This window comes from Corallococcus caeni (assembly GCF_036245865.1).
Taxonomy (GTDB): domain Bacteria; phylum Myxococcota; class Myxococcia; order Myxococcales; family Myxococcaceae; genus Corallococcus; species Corallococcus caeni.
The window spans coordinates 283,079-303,173 of sequence record NZ_BTTW01000004.1; the positions used below are offsets into that span (position 1 = coordinate 283,079).

The following is a 20,095-nucleotide window of genomic DNA, read 5'->3' on the forward strand; positions in this document are numbered from 1 at the left end:
GCCTGTTCAGGAAAGGGGTTTCAGGCCATGGGGCGGGCGATGCCGCCTTCGACGAGCATCCGCAGCCGGCCCGCTTCGTCATGCGCCGCCACGGTGCCGCACTGGAGCAGCTCTCCCTCCACGCGGGGGGCGAGCGCCTTCAGCGTGAGGCGGCGGGGGGCTCGGGCGTCATGCGACACCAGGTCCCGGTCGAACGTGGCCCGCTGGACGCCGACGGGGGCGAACACGTCGTTCGACACGCCCGCCACGTGCATCGCGCTCAACCGCAGGGCCGCGTCCAGCACGAGCGCGGGCACGCCGTGGCCCGCTTGCTGGGAGACCTCCGGCAGTCCGAGCCGCGCGAAGCGGGCGTCCTGCTCCAGGCGGATCTCCTCCAGGCAGTCGAACATCCTGCGCAGCTCGATGGGAGAGCCCGTGGCGCAGTGCGGGTCGTGCACGGACACGCCATGGCCCGAAGCGCGGGCGGCCTCCAGTTGAGGCGAGGTTCGCGGCGGCTCCGCCGTCAGCGTGAAGCGGGCCTCGGCGTAGACGAGGTCGCGCTCCAGCACCACGCCGGAGGCATGGACGATGTCGCCCGTCAGCTTCACCTGCACGCTGTGCCGGCCCGGGGCGTCGGTCAGCGGGGTGCACTCGGCGCGCAAGGACTGCTGTCCTCCTGGCTTCACGCGGATGAAGCGTGAGAACCGGATGTCCTCGATGGTGACGGTGCGCAGCTCGGGACGCGCGTCGTCCAGGGCCGCCTGGAACATCAGGTCCAGGGCCCAGGCGCCGGGCAGGGTGGGCGTGCCCCGGACGAGGTGGTCCTCCAGGCACGGGATGCTCGCGGCGTTGACCGTGAGCTCCCTCCGCGAGGGACGGGGCGGCTCCGGGGTGGGCGGCGGCGGGGCGAGGACCTCCAGGCCGTAGAAGGCGCGCTCGCTCTCGGTGAGCTGGACGTTGATGGGTTGGACGGGCTGGCCGTCCACCAGCTGGAGGAAGAGCGCTTCGCCCTCGTCGGCGCGGATGCCGCGCAGCCGGCGGCTGGCCCCGAGGACGCGGTACTCCGAGCCGCGCGTCATGCCGATGCCGTCCCAGGCGAGCCAGCCCACGCTGCACCACTGCACGTCCTGGCGCGCGTCGCTGACCCAGGCGCAGAGCCGGTCCAGCGCCTCGTTCGCGGCCCCGTAGTCCGCCTGTCCGTCATTGCCGATGTAGCTGAACGCGGAGGTCAGGACGTGGAACGGAACGGGGGCGGGGAGGCGGCGGGCGCAGGCTTCGCGGAGGTTGCGCAGCCCCAGCAGCTTGGTGTCCAGCGTGCTCCGCAGCTCCGTGAGTCGGCGGCGGTGGAGCTTCTTGGAGACCTGCGTGCCGGCGCCGTGGACCACCAGGTCGAGCCGCCCGTGTTCGCGGAGCAGCGCTTCCACGACGCGGTCCACCTCCTCGGGACGGGTGACGTCCGCGGCCCGGTAGGTCATCTGCCCAGGAAGCCGCGTGAGTCCGTCGAGCGTGGCCCGCAGCTCGCGCACGGCCAGGTGGCGCTCGAAGCGCGCTCGCAGCGCGGGCATCCGCACGGAGGGGTCGCGAGCGAGCTCGGAGGCGTAGAACTCGCGCTCCACGGTGCCCAGTTCCTCGTCGCGCGCCTGGAGCACGCGCTCGGGGGCGTCGGACGGGTCGCTGCGGCCCAGGAGGACGACCTTGCAGCCGTACCGCTTGAGCAGAGCTCCGGCGAGGACGGCGGTCACGCCACGCCCACCGCCCGTGAGCAGGACCACCGACCGGGAGTCGAGCGTCGTTGCGGGCCGTGCCGGGACCTCCGTGGGTTGGAGCAGCCGGACGCAGCGGACGGACCCGTCGAAGCAGACCTCGACGGGAGCGGTGTCGTCGCCTGTGCCCAGCTCGGAGGCGACGTGGCCGAGCGCGGTGAGGAGCGGGAGCGGGGTCGTGGCGATGGCCCGGATGCCGTGCGCCGGAACCTCACGGCCCAGGGACTTGAGCAGGCCCGCGAAGAGGCCCGTGACGGGGTGCAGCGTCCGGCGCGGACCGATACCGCCGATGCACAGGCTCGCCAGCGTCACCGTGCCCGCGGTCAGTCCCGCATAGGCACGGCGGGCGGACAGGAAGAGCAGCTCCAGCGCCTCGTGACGCAAGGCCGTGTCCGCGACCACGGAGGACTCGCTGGCGTCAAAGGCCATCCGGCAGACCGAGACGATGACCTGTGGCTCGAAGCCGAGTGCCGCCAGCCCAGACTCCGCGGTCTCCTCCCGCGTGAGGTCGATGCCGTGGATCCGCGAGGCAGCGTCCGAGGCACCCGCGTGGACGATGCGGAACTCGGGACCGCAGGCCTCATGTGCCTGGGCCGCAAGCTCACGGGCCAGGGACTCGTCCTGCGCGATGAACAGCACCCGCCGGCCGCGCAGCGCCGACGGTCCGGTCACCGGGGCCGGACGCTCGACGAGCACCGGCGCGTGGTAGCGGATGGGGGCCGAGTGGTCGAAGCCGTCGGCCGCCTCCTGTCCGGCGTGGTCGTCCAAACTGGTCCGACTGTCGGACCAGTTCCCATTGCTCGGCAGGACGGGCAGCCCCCCGGCCACGGCAGGCGCAGAGGCAGGGCCGACGGGGACCGTCAGCGGGAGCTTGCGGTTCTCCAAACCTGTCCGACTGTCGGACAGGTTCGTGAGGTGCGCCGCCGCCGGTGCACCCGGCTGGGCACTGATGCCAGGACGAAGCTGGACCACCAGCCGTGTGCCGGTCGCGGCCTCCGGATGGAAGCGCAGCGTGGTCGCCAGTCCCTCGGAGGCGGCGCGCACCGCACGGAGGACTTCCTGGGCCTCCTGGGCGGAGTGGGGCGGCAGCGTGACGCCCGGACCGGAACCCGCCTCTTCGGACATCCGCAAGTGGCACAGCGGCTTCAAGCCCCGCGCTTCCGCCTTCTCGGCCGTGGTCACCGCGAGCATCGCCATGCCCTCCTCAGGCATGGCCGCGGTGGAGCCTTCTCCCGGGCGCCGCACGTGGGCGCTGCCCACGAGCACCAGCTCGAACCCACTGTCCAGCAGGGCCCGCGAGGCCCGCAGTGACGCGGCCAGCGTGTGGGCCCCCGCGTCCACCACGAAGTTCGGCCCCTTGGTGTCCAGTGCTCCCGCCACCCGCCCCGGCGTGACGTTGGGCATCATCCCCTGGAGCGTGTAGGGCCCGGAGGGCCGCAGCGCGCCCACCGCCGCATGCAGTCGGTCCACCAGCGGCAGGAGTCGTGCGGACTCCGGCGATCTCTGGACGTGCTCGCGCAACCTGCGCCGCGTGGAGTCCGCCAGCACGCGCTGCGTGGCCTCCACGCCCCGGCGCGTCTTTCCCTCCAGCCCCAGGACGATGGCCGTCCCCGTCCTCAGCGAATCAAAGGCCCCGAGCTTCTTCACCACGTCGCTCGCGACGATGAGCCCCAGGTGCTGCGTGAGGTCCATGTCCTCGGTGATGTCCGGCAACAGCCGCACGGACGCGGGCAGCCGCAGGCCCCGGGCGTCGAAGCGCGCCTCCGGGAACATCCCCTCCGCGGCCACCACCACCAGTTCGTGACCCGCCGTGGGCACGGCCCGAGCGCGCGGCGCGACCGTGCCGCCCCGGTACTCCTCCAGCACCAGGTGCGCGTTCGTGCCGCCAAAGCCGAAGCCATTCGTGGCGGCCCGGCGGGGATCCATCCCATTCTCCGGCCACGGCTGCTCCCGCGTGCTCACCTCGAAGTCCGGCCCGAGCGCTCGCAGCCCCGCGCCCGGACGATCGAAGTGGGACTGCGGCGGGAAGCTCCGGTGCTCCAGGGCCTTGCACAGCTTGATGACCGAAGCCGCCCCCGCGGCCCAGCCGACATGGCCGATCAGCGCCTTCACGCTGGCGAGCTGGAGGCCCTTGCGCTTGCCGCCGAAGACGCGGCCGATCGACTGCAACTCCGTAGTGTCACCGGCCGGCGTGGCCGTGCCGTGCGCCTCGATGTACTGGATGGACGAAGGCTCGACGCCCGCCGCCGCGTAGCACGCCTCCATCGCGGCCACCTGACCCTCCGCGCGAGGGACGTTGGCGGAGCTGCTGCGCCCGTCGCTGGAGAGCCCCGCGCCCCGGATGACTGCGTGGACCCGCAGCCCCTTGGACACGGCGTCCTCCAGGCGCATCAGGCCGACCACGCCAGCGCCCTCGCCGAAGATGACGCCATCCGCGCGCTCATCGAAGGGCCGGCTCCCCGTCGCGGAGAGCCCCTTGAACTGCGAGAACAGGCAGCTGTTGCCCGGGCCCGGAGAGAACACTCCACCCGCGAGCACCAGGTCGGCCTCGTCGCGCTCCAGCGCCTTCATCCCCAACGCGATGGCGTAGAGCGACGAAGCACAGGCCGCATCCAGCAGCATTGTGGACACGCCCGCACCCACCACGTCCGTCACCACCGCCTGGAGCGTGGGGTGCGGCGCGAGCTCGGCGGACGTGGCGCTGACCCCCAGCGCCTCACGCATCAGCGCGGAGAACTCCAGCGCCGTCTCACCTCGTGCGCGCAGCAGGGCCTCGCCCGCCTCCAGGCACAACGCGTCGTCGTACTCGGGAGAGCCGTCCGCGGTGGAGCCGAGCAGACACTGGATCCGTCCGGGCGCACGCGGCGCCCTGGACCGCAGGGACTCCATCGCCTGGGTGAGCGCGATCGCCAGCAGTTGCTGCTCGCGCCCATAGCGCTGGAAGCGGTCCGGCTGGATGCCCGGGGGCGGGACGAGGTCCGTGTCCAGGACCCGCCCGGTGAGCAGCGTGTACGTGCGGTCCGGAGTCACCGCCGGACCCATGAAGTCCACGACCTGGTCGGGGTGGCTCAGGCCCGTGTCGACGATGCCGCTGATGCCCCGCTGGATGTTCCTCCAGTACGTCTCCGGATCCTTCGCGCCACCCGGAAGCATGCAGCCCAGGGACACCACCGCGATGGCCGGAGCCACGGTCTCCGCGTCCCGAACAACAGGCGACGCGGCTGGCGGGGTCACGGGCAGCGCACGGTCCAGCGACGTCAGCGCCACGGACGTGTCCGAGGGGAGGATCCGCTGGACGATGCGCGTGAGCCGTCCCGCCGTGCCGCAGTCAACGAACCGGGTGCAGCCCGCGCCCACCAGCGCCTCCACCGCGCCCGGGAAGTCGAAGGGACGCACCAGGTGGGACGCGAGCGCCCCCGCCAGCTCGGACCGGCCACCTCCGTACGCCTTCCGCTCGATGGGCGAATAGATGGGCCCCCGCGCCGGATGAACGTCGAGGTCCGCGAGGCTCGCGCGGAACGCGGCGACCGCGGGCGCCAGGCTCGGGTGGTGGAACGGGTACCGGCTGGAGATGAAGGTGAAGCCCTTGCCGTGCCGTTCCAGGAACGCGCGCAGCTGCTCCAACTGCTCACGAGGCCCCGCGACCACGGTCTGCCGCGAGTGATTGCGGCCCGCGACCTCCAGGCTCCGCGCGCCACTCTCCGCCACGGCCCGCACGGTCTCAGGCTCCGACAGCGCGACCGCCGCGAGCGTCCCCAGGTCGTCCCGCACCGTCTGGAGCGCCCGGATGCGGCGGCACACCACCTCCGCGCCCGTGCGCAGGTCCAGCGCACCGGCCGCGGTCATCGCCGCGATCTCCCCGAAGCTGTGCCCCACGAACACGTCCGGCCGCGTGCCCTGCCGCTCCATCCACCGCGCCCCCAGCACTCCGGACAGGAAGATGCCGAGCTGATCCAACAGCGGCGACGCGTCCAGCGCCCGGCCCACCTGGGCGACGTCCTCCGCCGCGAGCAGCGGCGCCACGTCGATGCCCTGGGAACGGCACGCCTCCGCCACCGCCCCCAGCTCCTCCCGCAGCTCCGGCTGGAGCGCCTTCAACTGGAGGAAGAGGGCCGGCTCGAACGTGCCCTGTCCCGCGAACAGGAACGCCGTGGCGTTGGTGGGCAACGCGAGCCCCGGCTCGGGAAGGCGGACCGTGCGGGAGACCCCGCGCGGAGCGGTGTCCGCCAGCAGGGTCCTCGCCAGCTCACGCACGGCTTGCGGGAACAGCGCCTGGACGCCCGCGCCTCCCTGCAAGGCGAGGTCGCGGAAGCTCTTCGCGCCCGCCGGCTCGTGGAGGGCCGCCAGGGATTCGAAGCTTCGCTGGAAGGACTCCGGGAAGGCGCGCAGCACGCCCTGCCGGTCCGCGCAGAGCACGGTCTGGTAGCCGCAGGCCACCGGCGTGCCGTCGCTCTTCAACGTGCGGAAGCAGAAGCGCAGGGACACCTCGCCCCGCTCCTCCAGCGACGTCAGCACCACCAGCCGGTCCCCCAGCGCCGCCGGGGCGAGGTTGCGCGAATAGCCCTCGTAGGTGAGCAGCAGCACCTGGTCGAAGTCGCGCCGGAACTCGGGCACCTCGAAGGCGTGCGGGCTGAAGAGCAGGTGCTCCCGGCCGGCGCACTGGAACTTGAAGTTGGTGAGGAAGTGATGGCTCCCGTAGGCCATCGTGTCATCGAAGTGGATGTCGTACGGGACGGCGAAGAAGTCCATGGTGGTGGCTCCGGAAAGAGGAACGGATCAGGACGCGCGAGCGGCCGGCAGCAGGCCGTCCACGGTCCCGGAGAGGCCGGCGTCCACCACCCAGATGGCGCCATTCACGCGCTGGGTCTTCGGCCCCAGCAGCAGCTCGGTCACGTCCGCGACGTCGTCCGCGGTGCACAGCCGTCCACCGGGCGTGGCGGACTCCCAGCGCGCGACGCGCTCGGGTGCGTCCGGGAACATGCCCAGCAGGTCCCCGTGCACGGGCCCCGCGGACACGCAGTTGGTGCGGATGCCCTCCGGCGCCAGCTCCGCGGCCAGGTAGCGCGTGAGCGACTCCACGCCCGCCTTCACCACGCCCTGGCAACCCAGGTCGTGCATGTACCGCTGGGACATGGACGTGGACATGGTGACGATGCTCCCGCCCCCGCGCGCGGCCATCAGCGGACGGGCGCGCATCGCGCACTCATACGTGCCGGTGATGCAGGTGCGGAACGCCTTGTCCCAGTCCCGGGGCGCGATGCGGTCGAACGGACCGATGAGCCCGTTGGACGCATTGCACACGAGCAGGTCGAGCCCGCCCAACTGCTCGCGGATCGCGGAGAACATCCGCTCCAGGTGCTCCTCCTGCGCGACGGAGCCCCACAGGTGGAGCGCCTTGCCGCCCGCGTCCACGATGTCCCGCGCCGTCTTCTCCCCGTCCTCGCGGGAGTGGAACGAGTTGACGACCACCGTCGCCCCCGCGCGCGCCAGCCGCGTCGCGATGACGCGGCCAATGCCCTTCCCCGAACCCGTGACGAGCGCGACCTTCCCCGCGAAGGTCGGCTCCGTGCGCGACGGGACCGGCGCGGCGTGGACGGGGGCGCGAGGCTTGACCTCCGGAACGGCCGACGTGGACGGAGTGGACGGCAACAGCGCGCGGGCCGCGTCGGCGATGGCGGCCATCGTGCGCAGGCGCTGCGAGGGCTTCGGAGCGTCACCCAGGCCCAGTTCCTTCATGAGCACGGCCATCACCTCCGCCTGCTTCACGGAGTCGATGCCCAGCTCGTCCTCCAGGTCCGCGTGCGGCGTGAGCAGGTCTTCCGGATAGCGCGTCACGCGCGCGAACACGGCGCGCACGCGCGGCAGGAGGTCCGCGGCGCCAGGGCCCGCCTTCGCTTCCACGACAGCGGGCACGGAAGCGACGGGCGCCACCTGCAGCTGCACGGATGCGACAGGCGTCACCTGCGGCTGCGCGGGCGCGACGTGGAGCGACGGCTTCGGTGCCGTGCCCAGCGCCTCCGTCACCGCCTCCGCGATGGCGCCGAGCGTGCGCGCCTTCCCGTTGCGCGGCAGCCGGTCCGGCGGCAGGTGGAACTCGCGCGCGATGACGGCCGCGATCTCCGCGAGCTTCACGGAGTCGATGCCCAGTTCATCCTCGAGCTGCGCGTGCTCCGTCAGGATGTCGAGCGGATAGCGGGTGACGGACGCGGCGCACTGACGCACCTGCTCGAGGATGGTCGACGACGCGGTGACGCTCTGCTGCGATGAATGTGCGGACATGATGGCCCCTGCCGGTTCAATGCTTGGCGGGGCGCAATGTGCAGGTGGGGTCTGACACGTCACGCGACGTGACAAACACAGCACGCAGCAATCATAGATGCGGGGAGGACACGTCGCGCGCGGGAATACGCGCGTCCTGTTCGCGTGCCTCGCGAGCACGCCGCCACCCGAGCCACAGGGGAATGAAAAGCGAGGGCAGCGTGAGCAGATCCGTGATGTCCACCGTGTGCTGCGTGGGCCGGACAGGAGGAATGCGCACGCCCGCGAGCCAGGCCCGCAGCGCGTAGAAGGGCCACTGCAGCGCGCCCAGCGCCCAGCGCCACGCATTCCCCGCGTCGGGTGAAAGCTTCGTGGCGGCGAAGCACAGCCCCGTCAGCACGACCGCGCCCACGAGCACCGCGAACGACGGGCGGAACTCCCGAGCACGGAGGCGGGACGCCTGCTCCCACAGCGCCTGGAGGAGCACCGGGAACATCGCGAGCCCGGCGACGTCGGAGAGCTTCCCCGTCCACCACGACGGCCAGCGCGCCTTGAACACATGGTCGTTCAGGACGAGCAGCAACACCGACACCAGCACCCAGGGGTGCAGCAGGCCGCTGCCCGGAAAGGGCCTGGGCCCGGCGGATGTCATGCCCACGCGCATGCCCGGGACTGTCACACCCGCGATGGGCCCCTGGAAAGTCCCGTCATTGCGAGGACTTGGAAGGCGCGGCGGAAAATAAAAAGGCCGTGTCGATTTTCCCCGGCCCCATTCGTTGCCTGGGGGAAGGCAGCCACCAGGAGACACGACCATGCGATTCATGATCATCCGCAGGGCGGACAAGGACACGGAGGCGGGCGTCCTCCCAGACGAGAAACTGCTGGCCGCCATGACCGCCTACAACGAGGAGATGGTGAAGGCCGGCGTGATGCTCCAGGGCGAGGGGCTCCAGCCCACCAGCAAGGGCGCACGCGTGAAGTTCACGAACGGCAAGCCAACCATCATCGACGGTCCCTTCACGGAGACGAAGGAGCTCATCGCCGGCTTCAGCATCATCCAGGTGAAGTCGAGGGAAGAGGCCCTGGAGTGGCTCAAGCGCTGGCCGTCCCTGGACGCGGGCGGCAACGTGGAGCTGGAGCTGCGGCAGATCTTCGAGGCCGAGGACTTCGGCGCCGAGTTCACGCCCGAGCTGCGCGCACAGGAGGAGCGCATGCGCGAGCTGGCCGCGAAGAACCGTTAGTCGCCGTGCCGTCTTCGCGTGACATACGCTGCCGCGCTTCCAGGGCCGGTGCGAAGGCGGGTGAAGCGATGTTCCAGCGGATGGCGCTGTTGCTGGTGGTGTGTCTCGCGGCGTGCGGAGGGAAGCGGCTGCCCACGGGACCGGGCTCGCCGCCGGACCGGCTCGACGACGGCTGGGCCGTGGCCTCGTTCGAGGACGCGGGCGTCCAGCGTCCCTGGTTCGACGCGCTGGAGCACGACGTGTCCGAGGGCACCTTGGAGACTCCGGACGCGGTGCTCGTCGCGCGCGGCGGCCAGCTCCTCTACGAGCGTTACTGGAACGGCTTCACGCGGGAAGACGCGCACGACCTGCGGTCCGCCACGAAGAGCGTCACGTCGCTGCTGGTGGGCATGGCGCACGAGCGCGGCGTGCTGCCGGACCTGGACGCGCCCGTGCTGCCGCTCTTGCCGCACCTGGCCCCGGTCCGGAACCCGGATCCGCGCAAGGAGCGCATCACGGTGCGCCACCTGCTCCAGATGCGTTCGGGGCTCTCGTGCGACGACTGGGACCCGGAGTCGCCCGGGAACGAGGAGCGGATGTACGACACGGACGACTGGGCCCGCTTCATTGTGGACGTCCCCATGCGGGACGAACCCGGCACCGTGACGCGCTACTGCACGGGCGGCGTGGTGCTGCTGGGCGCGGTGCTGGAGCACGTCAGCGGCCGGACCATCGCGGACCTGTCGCGCGAGTGGCTCTTCGCGCCCATGAAGGTCCAGGACTTCACCTGGCAGCCCGCGGGTAGGAAGGGCACCGACACGGGCGGCCACCTGCGCCTGCGTCCGCGCGACTTCCTCAAGGTGGGGCAGCTGATGGTCGACGGCGGGGCGTGGCAGGGCGAGCGCCGGGTCTCCGAGGCGTGGGTGACGGAGTCCGGCAAGGCGCTGGGGCCGCTGGGCGACGCCGGCTACGGGCTCCTGTGGTGGAGCACCCGCTTCGTCATCAACGGCAACCCGGTGGAGGTGTCCTTCGCGCGGGGCAACGGGGGCCAGTACGTCTTCGTCGCGCCCTCGCTGGGCCTCACCGCGGCCTTCACCGCCAGCCACTATAATGATGAGGCCGGCTCCGCCCTGCCCCTGGTCCTGTTTGGACGGTACGTGCTGCCGGCGGCGCTCGGGCTGGAGCGGCCGGGGGCGAGCGGCTACCGGCGCGCGCAGTAGTCCAGGCTTCTCCCTTCGCAGGCCTTCTGTTTCAACGCCCTGGCGCGTTCCACGTCCCGCTCCACCCCACGGCCCTTCTCATACAGGTCGCCAAGCCTGCCGCAGGACCCGGCGTCTCCCGAGTCACAGAGGGGGCCGAGCAGCGTGGCGGCCCGGGGAGCGTCGGCCTGGATCCCGACGCCGTCCAGGAGCATCTCCGCGAGGGTGAGGCATCCTTCCGGCAGCTTGAGCGCGCAGGACTTCTCGAACAGCGCGGCCGCCTTCGACTTGTCGTGCTTCACGACGTGGGAGGCTCCGTCGTAGGCCATGCCCAGCTCGAAGCAGGCCCGGCCGTGGCCCCCATCACACCCCTGCTGCTTCAGGAGGTGGGCGCGCTGGTCGTCCTGCTTCACGCCACGGCCCAGGGCGTAGAGGCCGGAGAGCTCGAAGCAACCGGCGGCCGCCCCTTCCGTGCAGGCGCGTTCGAGCAGCTTCACGCCGGCGGTCACTTCCGGCCCCTCCCCGTGGCCCCCGAGCTTCAGGACGCCCAGGGTGGCGCAGCCGGAGGCGCTGCCGCCATCGCAGGCCTTCTGGGCGAACTCCGCCGCGCGCTCGTCGTTCTTGTCGGCGCCGGTGCCTTCGAAATAGAGCGTCGCGACCAGGGCGCAGCTGGGGGCGTGGGAGAGCTCGCAGCCTTTCTTGCCAAACTCCCGGGCCCGTCGGCTGTCGTGGAGCTTTCCGCCCACCTCCGCTGAAAGCGTCGCCACGCGGAAGCACGCCTCCGCGTGGTGTCCCTTGTTGCAGGCGCGCGCGTACAGTTCGGCCGGGCGGGTGAAGCTCTTCTGGGGGCTGGTATCCAGCTCCGCCTTCCGGGCCTCCTCGAAGCATGCCGAGGGGTCGTCCCTGCAGGTCGGGGCGGCAGGTGCCGGTGCCGTGGGAGCGGGAGACGTGGGTGCCGGCGGGGAGGTGCTCGGACTTGAGCAGGCAGCAAGCCAGCCTGCGAGCGCACAGACCGTGAGCACGGTGAAGCGGCGAAGCGGGCCGGGCTGTCCTCTGCCGAACGATGAAGGCATGCGCGCCATCAAATCCTGACTCGCACTCCGTGTCACGGATGACCGGGCCCGCGGCAGTGGGCAACTTCCGCCCTGGCATGGCACCTCCCAAAGCACCGCGTACCGGCAAGACCCCCGACCCCTCCGGCTTCGTCCGCGTCCGGGGCGCCCGGGAACACAACCTGAAGCACGTGGACGTGGACATCCCGCGCGACGCGCTGGTGGTCTTCACCGGCGTGTCGGGCTCCGGCAAGTCGTCGCTGGCGTTCGGGACGCTCTACGCGGAGGCGCAGCGCCGCTACTTCGAATCCGTGGCCCCGTACGCCCGGCGCCTGATTGATCAGGTGGGCGTGCCGGAGGTGGACGCCATCGACGGGCTGCCCCCGGCGGTGGCGCTCCAGCAGCACCGGGGCGCGCCCACGTCGCGCTCGTCGGTGGGCAGCGTGACGACGCTGTCCAACTCCGTGCGCATGCTGTACTCGCGCGCGGGCGCGTACCCGCCGAAGCTGGAGCGGCTGGACTCGGACGCGTTCTCCCCGAACACGCCCGCGGGCGCGTGTCCGAAGTGCCACGGCATCGGCCGCGTGTTCGAGGTGACCGAGCGCTCGATGGTGCCCGATGACCGCCTGAGCATTCGCGAGCGCGCCGTCGCCGCGTGGCCGCCCGCGTGGCACGGCCAGAACCTGCGCGACATCCTGGTGACGCTCGGCTACGACATCGACAAGCCCTGGCGCGACCTGCCGAAGAAGGACCGCCAGTGGATCCTCTTCACCGACGAGCAGCCCACCGTCCCCGTCTACGCGGGCTTCACCTCCGCGGAGGTGAAGCGGGCCATGGCTCGCAAGGAGACGCCCAGCTACATGGGCACCTTCACGGGCGCGAAGCGCTACGTGATGACCACCTTCGCGACGACCCAGAGCGCGATGATGAAGAAGCGCGTCGCCCGGTACATGGTCGCCAGCGACTGCGACCTGTGTGAAGGCAAGCGCCTGAAGCGCGAGTCCCTGTCGGTGAAGTTCGCGGGCCGCGACATCGGCGAATTGTCCCGTATGCCGCTGGAGCAGGTCGCGGAGCTGATCAAGCCCACGGCGGAAGGGAAGGGGAAGGACGCGGAGGCGATGGCCCGCGAGCACCCCGAGAAGGTCATCGTTGCCCAGCGCATCACGAAGGACCTGCTCGCGCGCATCCAGGTGCTGACGGACCTGGGCCTGGGCTACCTGTCCCTGGAGCGCAGCACGCCCACGCTGTCACCCGGAGAATTGCAGCGGCTGCGGCTGGCCACGCAGGTGCGCTCCAACCTCTTCGGCGTGGTGTACGTGATGGATGAACCGTCCGCCGGCCTGCACCCCGCGGACACGGAGGCGCTGCTCACGGCGTTGGACAGGCTGAAGGAGGCGGGCAACTCGCTGTTCGTGGTGGAGCACGAGGTGGACGTCATCCGCCACGCGGACTGGATCATCGACGTGGGGCCCGCCGCCGGTGAGCACGGCGGCCGCGTGCTCTACAGCGGAGTGCCGGAGGGCCTGGCCAAGGTGGAGGCATCCCGGACGCGGCGCTACCTCTTCGAGGAGGAGGCCCTGCGCCGCCGCTCCCCCCGGAAGGCCACGGGGCGGCTGCGGCTGGAGGGCGTGAAGCGCAACAACCTGCGCGGGCTGGACGTGGACTTCCCGCTGGGCGTCTTCACCACGGTGACGGGCGTGTCCGGCTCCGGCAAGTCCAGCCTCGTGAGCCAGGCGCTGGTGGAGCTGGTGGCGGCGAGGCTGGGCCAGACGCTGACGCCGGAAGAGGAGGAGGGCGAGCCGCTGGACCGCGAGCCGGTGGTTGCGAGCGAGGGACATATAAAGGAAGGGATGGAGGCCATCCGCCGGCTGGTGACGGTGGACCAGAAGCCCATCGGCCGCACGCCGCGCTCCAACCTGGCGACGTACACGGGCCTCTTCGACCACGTGCGCAAGCTGTTCGCGGCGACCCCGCTGGCGAAGTCGCGCAAGTACGGCGCGGGGCGCTTCTCCTTCAACACGGCGGGAGGCCGCTGCGACACGTGCGAGGGCGAGGGCTTCGTGAGCGTGGAGTTGCTCTTCCTGCCCAGCGTGTACGCGCCGTGCCCCACGTGCCACGGCACCCGCTACAACGCGAAGACGCTGGAGGTGCGCTACCGGGAGAAGAACATCGCGGAGGTGCTGGGCCTGACGGTGGACGGCGCCTTCGACTTCTTCACCGCCGAGCCGCCCCTCCAGCGCGCCCTCAAGGTGCTGCGCGACGTGGGCCTGGGCTACCTGCGCCTGGGCCAGCCCGCGACGGAGCTGTCCGGCGGCGAGGCCCAGCGCATCAAGCTGGCCACGGAGCTCCAGCGCACCCAGCACGGCGACACGCTCTACGTGCTGGACGAGCCCACCACCGGCCTGCACCCGGCGGACGTGGACAAGCTGATGGCGCAGCTGGAGGGACTGGTGGACGCGGGCAACACGGTCATCGTCGTGGAGCACGACCTGCGCGTCATTGCCGCCAGCGACCATGTCATCGACGTAGGGCCCGGCGCGGGGAACGCCGGGGGCCGCGTGGTGGCGCAGGGCACGCCGGAGCAGGTGGCGAAGGTGAAGGAGAGCCGCACCGCGCCGTACCTGGCGCGGGTGCTCAAGTGACGCAGGGCCGGGACGGCGGGCTCAGTCGTCCTTGCCATCGTGGTGGCTGCCGTTGTCGTCGTCGTGGTCCTCGCCGCCGTTGCGGTCGTGGTCGTCGAAGGCGTCAATGGACTTGTGCAGGTTGTTCTCCAGCTGCGAGCGGTTGTGCTCGTCACGCGGATCCAGCCGCGTGCCGCCCTCGCCGGTGAACCAGGTGCTGGGGTCGATGTTGATGGTGACGTTCTGGTCGTCGCCCGCGGTGACCTCGAAGTCCGCCTCGCGCTCCTGCTCCACGCGGAGGCTGGACACGAACTGGAAGGGCGCGCCGTCGATGTGGCCGTCGATGACGACCGAGGCCCCCAGGTCCGCCAGCTCCTTCAGCGCCGCGTTGTCGCCCGCCTCGGTGGCGGACACCTTGCCGATGTCGAACTCGATCTCATCGTAGAGGCCCGGCTCCACCGTCACGTCGCGCAGGCGGACGACCTGACCCTCCAGCGCCGTGCCCGACAGGTCGATGAGGAAGGCGCCCGTGCGCTGCTTCTGCTCGCTGTGATCATCCGTGCTCGTGCCGCCGTCGTCCTCCGTGGCGTCGTCGTCGTGGTGGCCCTCGCGCTTGAGCTCCAGCTCGCGCACCGACAGGCGCACCCGCTCCACGGTGATGCCATTGGAGGTCTCCAGCCGCTGCACGGCCTGGCCGGGGAGGCCCGCGCCGGACACCGCGGAACCCATGCGCGTGCTCAACCCCACGGAGGACGCACCATTGCCACACGCGGACAGGCACAGGACGGAGGCGAACAGACCGATGAAACGCATGACGTGTGTCTCCTGGTTCTGGGCGGCGGCCCGCGATGGGGGGCGCCTCCCGTTGAAAAGAAGGAGCACGGCCGCCAGAAACGGCCACAGGGGGGATTTTCCACGCGTCGCTCCAGGGTGGGATACGCACTCCCGGTAGCTCCGCGCCCCCAACGGACAGGGGAGCGTGGCCGGAAGTACCCCCCGTGACTCCTTCCCTCCGGACGGAGTAGTGGATGGAGGTCATGGCTTGCACCTTCACACCTGGATCGGCCTGCCCCTGGGGGCGTCACCGCGACGCGAGGACCGCGTGCGCGGGGAGGGCCGGGGCGTGACGGAGCAGGAGATGGCGGACTGCATCCGCCGGGCGGCCCGCGGTGAACAGGCCGCGTGTGGCCAGCTCTACCAGCGCTTCCACGGAGCGGTGCGCCGCGTGGCCCAGGGCTCCGGGACCCTGGAGGCCGCGGAGGTGGAGGACGTGTTGCAGGAGACGTTCGTGCGGGCCTTCCGCGAACTGCCCCGGCTCCAGCACCCGCGCGCGTTCAGCGGCTGGCTGCTGACCATCGCCCGGCACCACGCCTATGCGCTCAGCCGTGGGGCGAAGGCCCGGGCCCGCGTGGAGGAAGACCTGGCGCGCGAGGCGGACACCGCCGTGCCCGCGCTGCCGCCCTCGCTCACGCTGGAGCGCCGGGTCGCGGTGGTGCGCGCCCTCATTGAAGGGCTGCCCGAAGGCCCGGAGAAGGACACGGCCCGCCTCTTCTATCTGGAGGGCGAATTGAGCGCGCGGGAGATCGCGGAACGGCTGGGCCTGGGCAAGAGCGCGGTGACGATGCGCCTGGAGCGCTTCCGCGCCCGGGTGAAGCGCGAGCTGCTGGCGCGGCTGCTGGCCGCGGAGGTGGGGTGAGCCATGAGCGGGAGCGACAGACATCTGGATGTGGAGTCCGCGAAGCGGCTCGAGCAGCGCGAGCCCGAAGCGGTGCGCTACTTCGCCGAGCACCTCTCGCGTCCCTGTGAGGCGTGCGAAGCGTTCCTCGTCCGCGACGAAGCGGAGCCGGGTGAACTCCCCGGTCTGGATGCGCTGGCGGACGAAGCACTCGTCGAGGCCGCGGGCCGCCCCATTCGCGAGGACGCGGTCGGCTGGGCGCGGGTGCGCCGGAAGCTGGGGGCGCCCCGTCGGGCGTGGGTGACGGGAGGCTTGGGGGCCATGGCCGCCGCCGTCGTCCTGGCCCTCCTGGTGCGCCCGGGGACCGGAGGACCGGGCCGTGTGGAATCGCCCTCGCAGCGCATCAAGGGCGCCGCGCCCCTGTCGCTGGAGCTGACGGCCGCGGCACGGATGCCGGACGGAACCGTGCGAGCGGTGGCCGCGGACGCGGTGCTTCCGCCCGAAGCGGTGGTGCTCCTGCGCTACCACGCCAGTGAGTCCGCGGACGCGCTGCTGGTGCGCGAAGCTCCCGGCCTGCCGCCGCAGGTGTTGGGCCGCCATGTGTTGACGCCGGGCACGCATGACCTGCGGGACGGCGAGGACCTGGCGGGCGTGTCCCTGGACGACGAACAGGGGCCTGTGACGCTGGTGCTGGTCGCCTGGCCGCAAGACGGGCAGGGAGCCGCGGCGCTGGAGGCAGCGCGTGTCAGTGGACAGGTGCCCTCCGACGCGGCCCAGGCCCGCCTTCGCTTGAAGGTGGAGTCGGGGCATGCTGCTCCCTGAGGAGCCGCGCGTGTCCCGCCTGTTGTCCATCCCCCTGGTACTGGCGCTGGTGACGCTCGGCGCGTGCGCCTCCGTGGAGTCGCGGGAGAAGGGCCGCGCGGTGCGGGTGCGCCTGGACGACGGCGTGCTGGCCACGGCGCAGGAGGGCGAACGGCACGCGCTGCTCATCGGCATCTCCGCGTACGCGGATCCATCCTGGAACGGGCTGCGCTACGCGGCGAAGGACGCGGACGACCTGGGCCGGGTGCTGGCGGATCCGGCGCGAGGAGGCTTCCGCTCCGTGACGGTGCTCACGCGGCCCGAGCAGACGACGCGCACGTCCGTGCTCGCCGCGCTCCAGGCGCTGGAGGCCCGGCCGTGGCGGCCCCAGGACACGGTGGTCGTCTACGTGTCCGGGCACGGCTCGCTGGCGCGGGACGCGCGAGGTGAGTTGCAGCGGTACCTGGTGACGTCGGACACCCGCTACCGGGACGTGGCCGGCACGGGCCTGGAGATGGCCACGCTGGAGCAGGCCCTGGAGCGGCTGGGGTCGCGGCGGCGCGTGCTGGTGCTGGCCACCTGTCACAGCGGCACGGGCAAGTCGCTGCTGCCCCCGGAGGTGCGCGACGAACTCTCGCACCTCAAGGCCTCCTTCCTGCCGCAGCCCCTGGAGGCCGCGAGCCGCGCCTCGCTGGTGCTGTCCGCCAGCGACTGGGGCGAAGCGGCGCGCGAGGACGACGCGCTGGCCAACGACATCTACACGCACTTCCTCATCCAGGCGCTCGACGGCCGCGGCGACCGCAACCGCGATGGAGCAGTGAGCGCGACGGAGGCGCACGACTGGGCCCGCCGCAACACCTGGGCCTATACGGAAGGACGCCAGCGTCCGAGCGCGCAGATTCTCGAAGTGGGCGCGGATCCGGTGCTGCTGTCCGGCACGCTGGAGCGGCCCGGGCAGCCGGAGGTCTTCTCCTACAGCGCGAGGCTGGAGGGCTTCACGCTCAAGGTGGACGGCCAGGAAGCGGGAGAGCTGCCCGGTGGCGTGGTGGTGCCGGAGGGCCGCAGGCGCCTGGAGCTGCGCAAGGGCGGGCAGGTGCTGTGGGAGGACACCGTGGCGCTGCGCTCCGGCGAGCGGCGGGAGCTGGAAGCGTTCCTGCGTCCCATGGTGGACGGGCCCAAGCGCACGGTGACGTTGGGCGCGGGGATGCTCGGGTTCCTGGATGGGCGCAGCCGGGAGCAGGTGCTGCCCGCGGCGGCGCTGGCGGGCGTGGGGCTGGGCTGGGAGGGCGTGCTCCTGGACGGGAGGCTGGACCTCTGGGTGGACGTGGCGGCGGGGCAGGGGAGTCAGTCGCTGCGCTTGGATCCGGGCGGCGTCGTGCCGGTGCGGCACCGTACGTTGCTGCTGGGTGTGGCGCTGGGGCCGACGTGGACGTGGGGCCGGCTGAACTTTTCAACGGGACCGCGAGTGGCCGGGTTGTGGCTGCAACGCTCCTTCCAGTTGGAGCTGCTGGACCGGGACGAGCGTTACGTCACGGCCTGGCCGGGCTGGATGGCCGCGGTGTCGTTCCGCTTCACTCCGGTCTGGGTCGTGGAAGCGCGCACGCAGTTGCTGTGGGCCTATGTCCCGGTGGATGGACAGACGCGCACGGTGGGCTTTGGAGGCCTGATGCTGGCCGGAGGGTACCGCTTCTGATGCGAGCCAAGGCATGTGGATGGGGCCTGTTGCTGGCAATGGCCGGCTGTGGCGGCTTCGTCAACGGAGACCTGCGGACGGGCACGGTGAAGGGGCGCATCCTCGGCGTGGAGGCGGACGTGGCGCGCGTGAGCGTGATGGGCCGCTCCGACCTGCGCGCGTCGGTGTCCGCGGACGGGAGCTTCCAGTTGGACGGAGTGCCCGCGACGTCGCTGGAGCTGTTCGTGGTCGCGTCGAGGACGCGCGCGGCGAGGAAGTCCGTGGTTGCCCAGGGCGCCCAGGTCACCGACGTGGGCGACATCGCCTCTTCGCCCGGGGCCTTCCTCACGGTGAGGGTGACGGCCGAAGACGGCGGCATTCCATCCGGCGTGGAGGTGGAGCTGAAGGACACGGGGCTGGACCGCATCAAGCTCCCCGCCGGAGTCGGCGAAGCGCGCCTGGGGCCGCTGCCCACGGGCTGCTACGAGCTGGAGGTGAAGGCCGACGACCTGGAGGACGTGGAAGAGGAGCTCTGCGTCCGCGAAGGGGAGGAGCAGGTGCGAGCCATCACGCTGCCCACGGATGACGGCGGTGGTGACGACGACGGAGGCGACGACCACGGCGGCCGTGACGGCGGCTGAAGGCAGCGGCATTGGCGGTGCCAGGCCATGCATGCAAGCGTGACCCGTCCCGGAACGTAGCGGTTCAACCGGGTCATGGAGATAGGGTACACCGCAGGCCGTGAAGCTCCCGCCTCCCTCCCACCCCACGAAGGTGACGACGTGAACGACCGACTCCTGCGCACGGCGCGCCGCCAGCCCACCGACACCACCCCCGTGTGGCTGATGCGTCAGGCGGGCCGCTACCTGCCCGAGTACCGCGCCATCCGCGGCAACATCGCGTTCCTGGACCTCTGCAAGGACCCGGACCTGGCCGCCGAAGTCACCGTCCAGCCCATCACCCGCCTGGGCGTGGACGCCGCCATCATCTTCTCCGACATCCTCATCCCCGTGGAGGCCATGGGCATCCACCTGGAGCTCGGGGACAAGGGCCCGCACTTCCCCAACCCGCTGCGCACCCCCGGGGACATCGACAAGCTCGGCGTCCCCGACCCCGTGGAGGGCACCGGCTTCGTCGCCGAGGCCATCCGCCGCACGCGCAAGGCCCTCAACGACTCCGTGCCCGTCATCGGCTTCGCGGGCGCGCCCTTCACCCTGGCCGCGTACATGGTCGAGGGCGGCGGCTCCAAGAGCTACATCCAGATCAAGCGCCTGCTCTTCGAGCAGCCCGAAGTCGCCCACCGCCTCTTCCAGAAGCTCACCGACACCCTCATCCCGTACCTCAAGATGCAGGTGGAGGCCGGCGCCAGCATCGTGCAGATCTTCGACTCCTGGGGCGGCGAGCTGTCCCCCTGGGACTTCGAACGCTTCAGCCTCCCGTACCTCACGCGCATGGTGACGGAACTCAAGGCCACCGGCGTCCCCGTCATCCTCTTCGGCGTCAACATGACCCCGCACCTGCCGCTGCTGAAGCGCACCGGCGCGGACGTCATCGGCCTGGACTGGCGCTGCCCCGTGGACGAGGGCCGCCGCATCCTCGGGCCGGACGTCGCCACCCAGGGCAACCTGGATCCGCTCCACCTCTTCCTGCCGCGTGAGGAGCTGGACGGCCGCGTGAAGGACATCCTCCGCCGCGCCGGCCCCACCGGGCACATCTTCAACCTGGGCCACGGCATCCTCCCGCCCACGGACCCGGACGCCGCGAAGTTCCTCGTGGAGGCCGTCCACAAGCACGGCGCGGCCCTGCGCCAGGGCACCCTCGGCTGAACAAGCCCCCGCCCGACCCTCTGGTGAGC

Annotated in this window: 13 protein-coding genes; 8 read left to right on the forward strand and 5 right to left on the reverse strand. The window is 71.5% G+C overall.

Annotation, left to right across the window (positions count from 1 at the left end):
* Positions 1–20 precede the first annotated feature (20 nt).
* The 3 genes from AABA78_RS19400 to AABA78_RS19410 form a co-directional block, all read right to left on the reverse strand.
* Positions 21–6,491 (reverse strand): SDR family NAD(P)-dependent oxidoreductase, encoded by a 6,471-nt coding sequence (locus tag AABA78_RS19400; protein WP_338264565.1) that lies wholly within the window; start codon positions 6,489–6,491, stop codon positions 21–23.
* 27 nt (positions 6,492–6,518) lie between these two features.
* Complete coding sequence (locus AABA78_RS19405) at positions 6,519–8,021, reverse strand: SDR family oxidoreductase (protein ID WP_338264567.1); 1,503 nt, start codon at positions 8,019–8,021, stop codon at positions 6,519–6,521.
* A gap of 91 nt (positions 8,022–8,112) precedes the next feature.
* A complete protein-coding gene (locus tag AABA78_RS19410) occupies positions 8,113–8,652 on the reverse strand; it encodes a hypothetical protein (RefSeq protein ID WP_338264568.1) in 540 nt (179 codons plus the stop codon).
* 160 nt (positions 8,653–8,812) lie between these two features.
* Here AABA78_RS19410 and AABA78_RS19415 point away from each other — a divergent pair, with 160 nt between their 5' ends.
* The gene (locus AABA78_RS19415; protein WP_338264570.1) at positions 8,813–9,241 is read left to right on the forward strand and encodes a YciI family protein; all 429 of its coding nucleotides are present in this window, start codon (positions 8,813–8,815) and stop codon (positions 9,239–9,241) included.
* Positions 9,242–9,309: 68 nt separating this feature from the next.
* Positions 9,310–10,440: a serine hydrolase domain-containing protein gene (locus AABA78_RS19420; RefSeq protein ID WP_338264572.1), complete on the forward strand. Its 1,131-nt coding sequence runs from the start codon at positions 9,310–9,312 to the stop codon at positions 10,438–10,440.
* Here AABA78_RS19420 and AABA78_RS19425 read toward each other — a convergent pair.
* Positions 10,422–11,186, reverse strand: a complete 765-nt coding sequence (locus AABA78_RS19425; protein WP_338264573.1) for a tetratricopeptide repeat protein — start codon at positions 11,184–11,186, stop codon at positions 10,422–10,424. The two genes, AABA78_RS19420 and AABA78_RS19425, sit on opposite strands and share 19 nt — an antisense overlap.
* Positions 11,187–11,569: 383 nt before the next feature.
* On the opposite strand from AABA78_RS19425, the gene uvrA reads away from it, so the two are divergent.
* Positions 11,570–14,113, forward strand: coding sequence for an excinuclease ABC subunit UvrA (gene uvrA / locus AABA78_RS19430; protein ID WP_338264575.1), 2,544 nt, complete (start codon positions 11,570–11,572; stop codon positions 14,111–14,113).
* Between the two features lie 21 nt (positions 14,114–14,134).
* Here uvrA and AABA78_RS19435 read toward each other — a convergent pair whose 3' ends face one another.
* A complete protein-coding gene (locus AABA78_RS19435) occupies positions 14,135–14,905 on the reverse strand; it encodes a hypothetical protein (RefSeq protein ID WP_338264577.1) in 771 nt (256 codons plus the stop codon).
* A 229-nt stretch (positions 14,906–15,134) separates the two neighbouring features.
* Between AABA78_RS19435 and AABA78_RS19440 the strand changes: the two genes are divergently transcribed.
* The 5 genes from AABA78_RS19440 to hemE all read left to right on the forward strand — a co-directional run bounded on the left by AABA78_RS19440 (position 15,135) and on the right by hemE (position 20,066).
* The gene (locus tag AABA78_RS19440) at positions 15,135–15,788 is read left to right on the forward strand and encodes an RNA polymerase sigma factor (protein WP_338264579.1); all 654 of its coding nucleotides are present in this window, start codon (positions 15,135–15,137) and stop codon (positions 15,786–15,788) included.
* A 3-nt stretch (positions 15,789–15,791) separates the two neighbouring features.
* Entirely contained in the window at positions 15,792–16,589 is a 798-nt protein-coding gene (locus tag AABA78_RS19445) for a hypothetical protein (RefSeq protein ID WP_338264581.1), read from the forward strand.
* The gene (locus AABA78_RS19450) at positions 16,576–18,261 is read left to right on the forward strand and encodes a caspase family protein (RefSeq protein ID WP_338264583.1); all 1,686 of its coding nucleotides are present in this window, start codon (positions 16,576–16,578) and stop codon (positions 18,259–18,261) included. The genes AABA78_RS19445 and AABA78_RS19450 overlap by 14 nt, the downstream gene beginning before the upstream one ends.
* Positions 18,261–18,881 carry a carboxypeptidase regulatory-like domain-containing protein gene (locus tag AABA78_RS19455; RefSeq protein ID WP_338264585.1) on the forward strand — a complete coding sequence of 207 codons (621 nt, stop codon included), beginning with the start codon at positions 18,261–18,263 and terminating at the stop codon, positions 18,879–18,881. Before AABA78_RS19450 ends, AABA78_RS19455 begins: the two co-directional genes overlap by 1 nt.
* A gap of 141 nt (positions 18,882–19,022) precedes the next feature.
* A complete protein-coding gene (hemE, locus tag AABA78_RS19460) occupies positions 19,023–20,066 on the forward strand; it encodes a uroporphyrinogen decarboxylase (RefSeq protein ID WP_338264586.1) in 1,044 nt (347 codons plus the stop codon).
* Positions 20,067–20,095 lie beyond the last annotated feature (29 nt).

Bases quoted from the DNA above. Each gene is read 5' to 3' on its own strand.
- AABA78_RS19410 (WP_338264568.1), bottom strand. From the start codon at position 8,652: ATGACATCCGCCGGGCCCAGGCCCTTTCCGGGCAGCGGCCTGCTGCAC.
- AABA78_RS19450 (WP_338264583.1), top strand. From the start codon at position 16,576: ATGCTGCTCCCTGAGGAGCCGCGCGTGTCCCGCCTGTTGTCCATCCCC.
- AABA78_RS19445 (WP_338264581.1), top strand. From the start codon at position 15,792: ATGAGCGGGAGCGACAGACATCTGGATGTGGAGTCCGCGAAGCGGCTC.
- AABA78_RS19455 (WP_338264585.1), top strand. From the start codon at position 18,261: ATGCGAGCCAAGGCATGTGGATGGGGCCTGTTGCTGGCAATGGCCGGC.
- AABA78_RS19400 (WP_338264565.1), bottom strand. From the start codon at position 6,491: ATGGACTTCTTCGCCGTCCCGTACGACATCCACTTCGATGACACGATG.
- AABA78_RS19435 (WP_338264577.1), bottom strand. From the start codon at position 14,905: ATGCGTTTCATCGGTCTGTTCGCCTCCGTCCTGTGCCTGTCCGCGTGT.
- AABA78_RS19405 (WP_338264567.1), bottom strand. From the start codon at position 8,021: ATGTCCGCACATTCATCGCAGCAGAGCGTCACCGCGTCGTCGACCATC.
- AABA78_RS19420 (WP_338264572.1), top strand. From the start codon at position 9,310: ATGTTCCAGCGGATGGCGCTGTTGCTGGTGGTGTGTCTCGCGGCGTGC.
- uvrA (WP_338264575.1), top strand. From the start codon at position 11,570: ATGGCACCTCCCAAAGCACCGCGTACCGGCAAGACCCCCGACCCCTCC.
- AABA78_RS19415 (WP_338264570.1), top strand. From the start codon at position 8,813: ATGCGATTCATGATCATCCGCAGGGCGGACAAGGACACGGAGGCGGGC.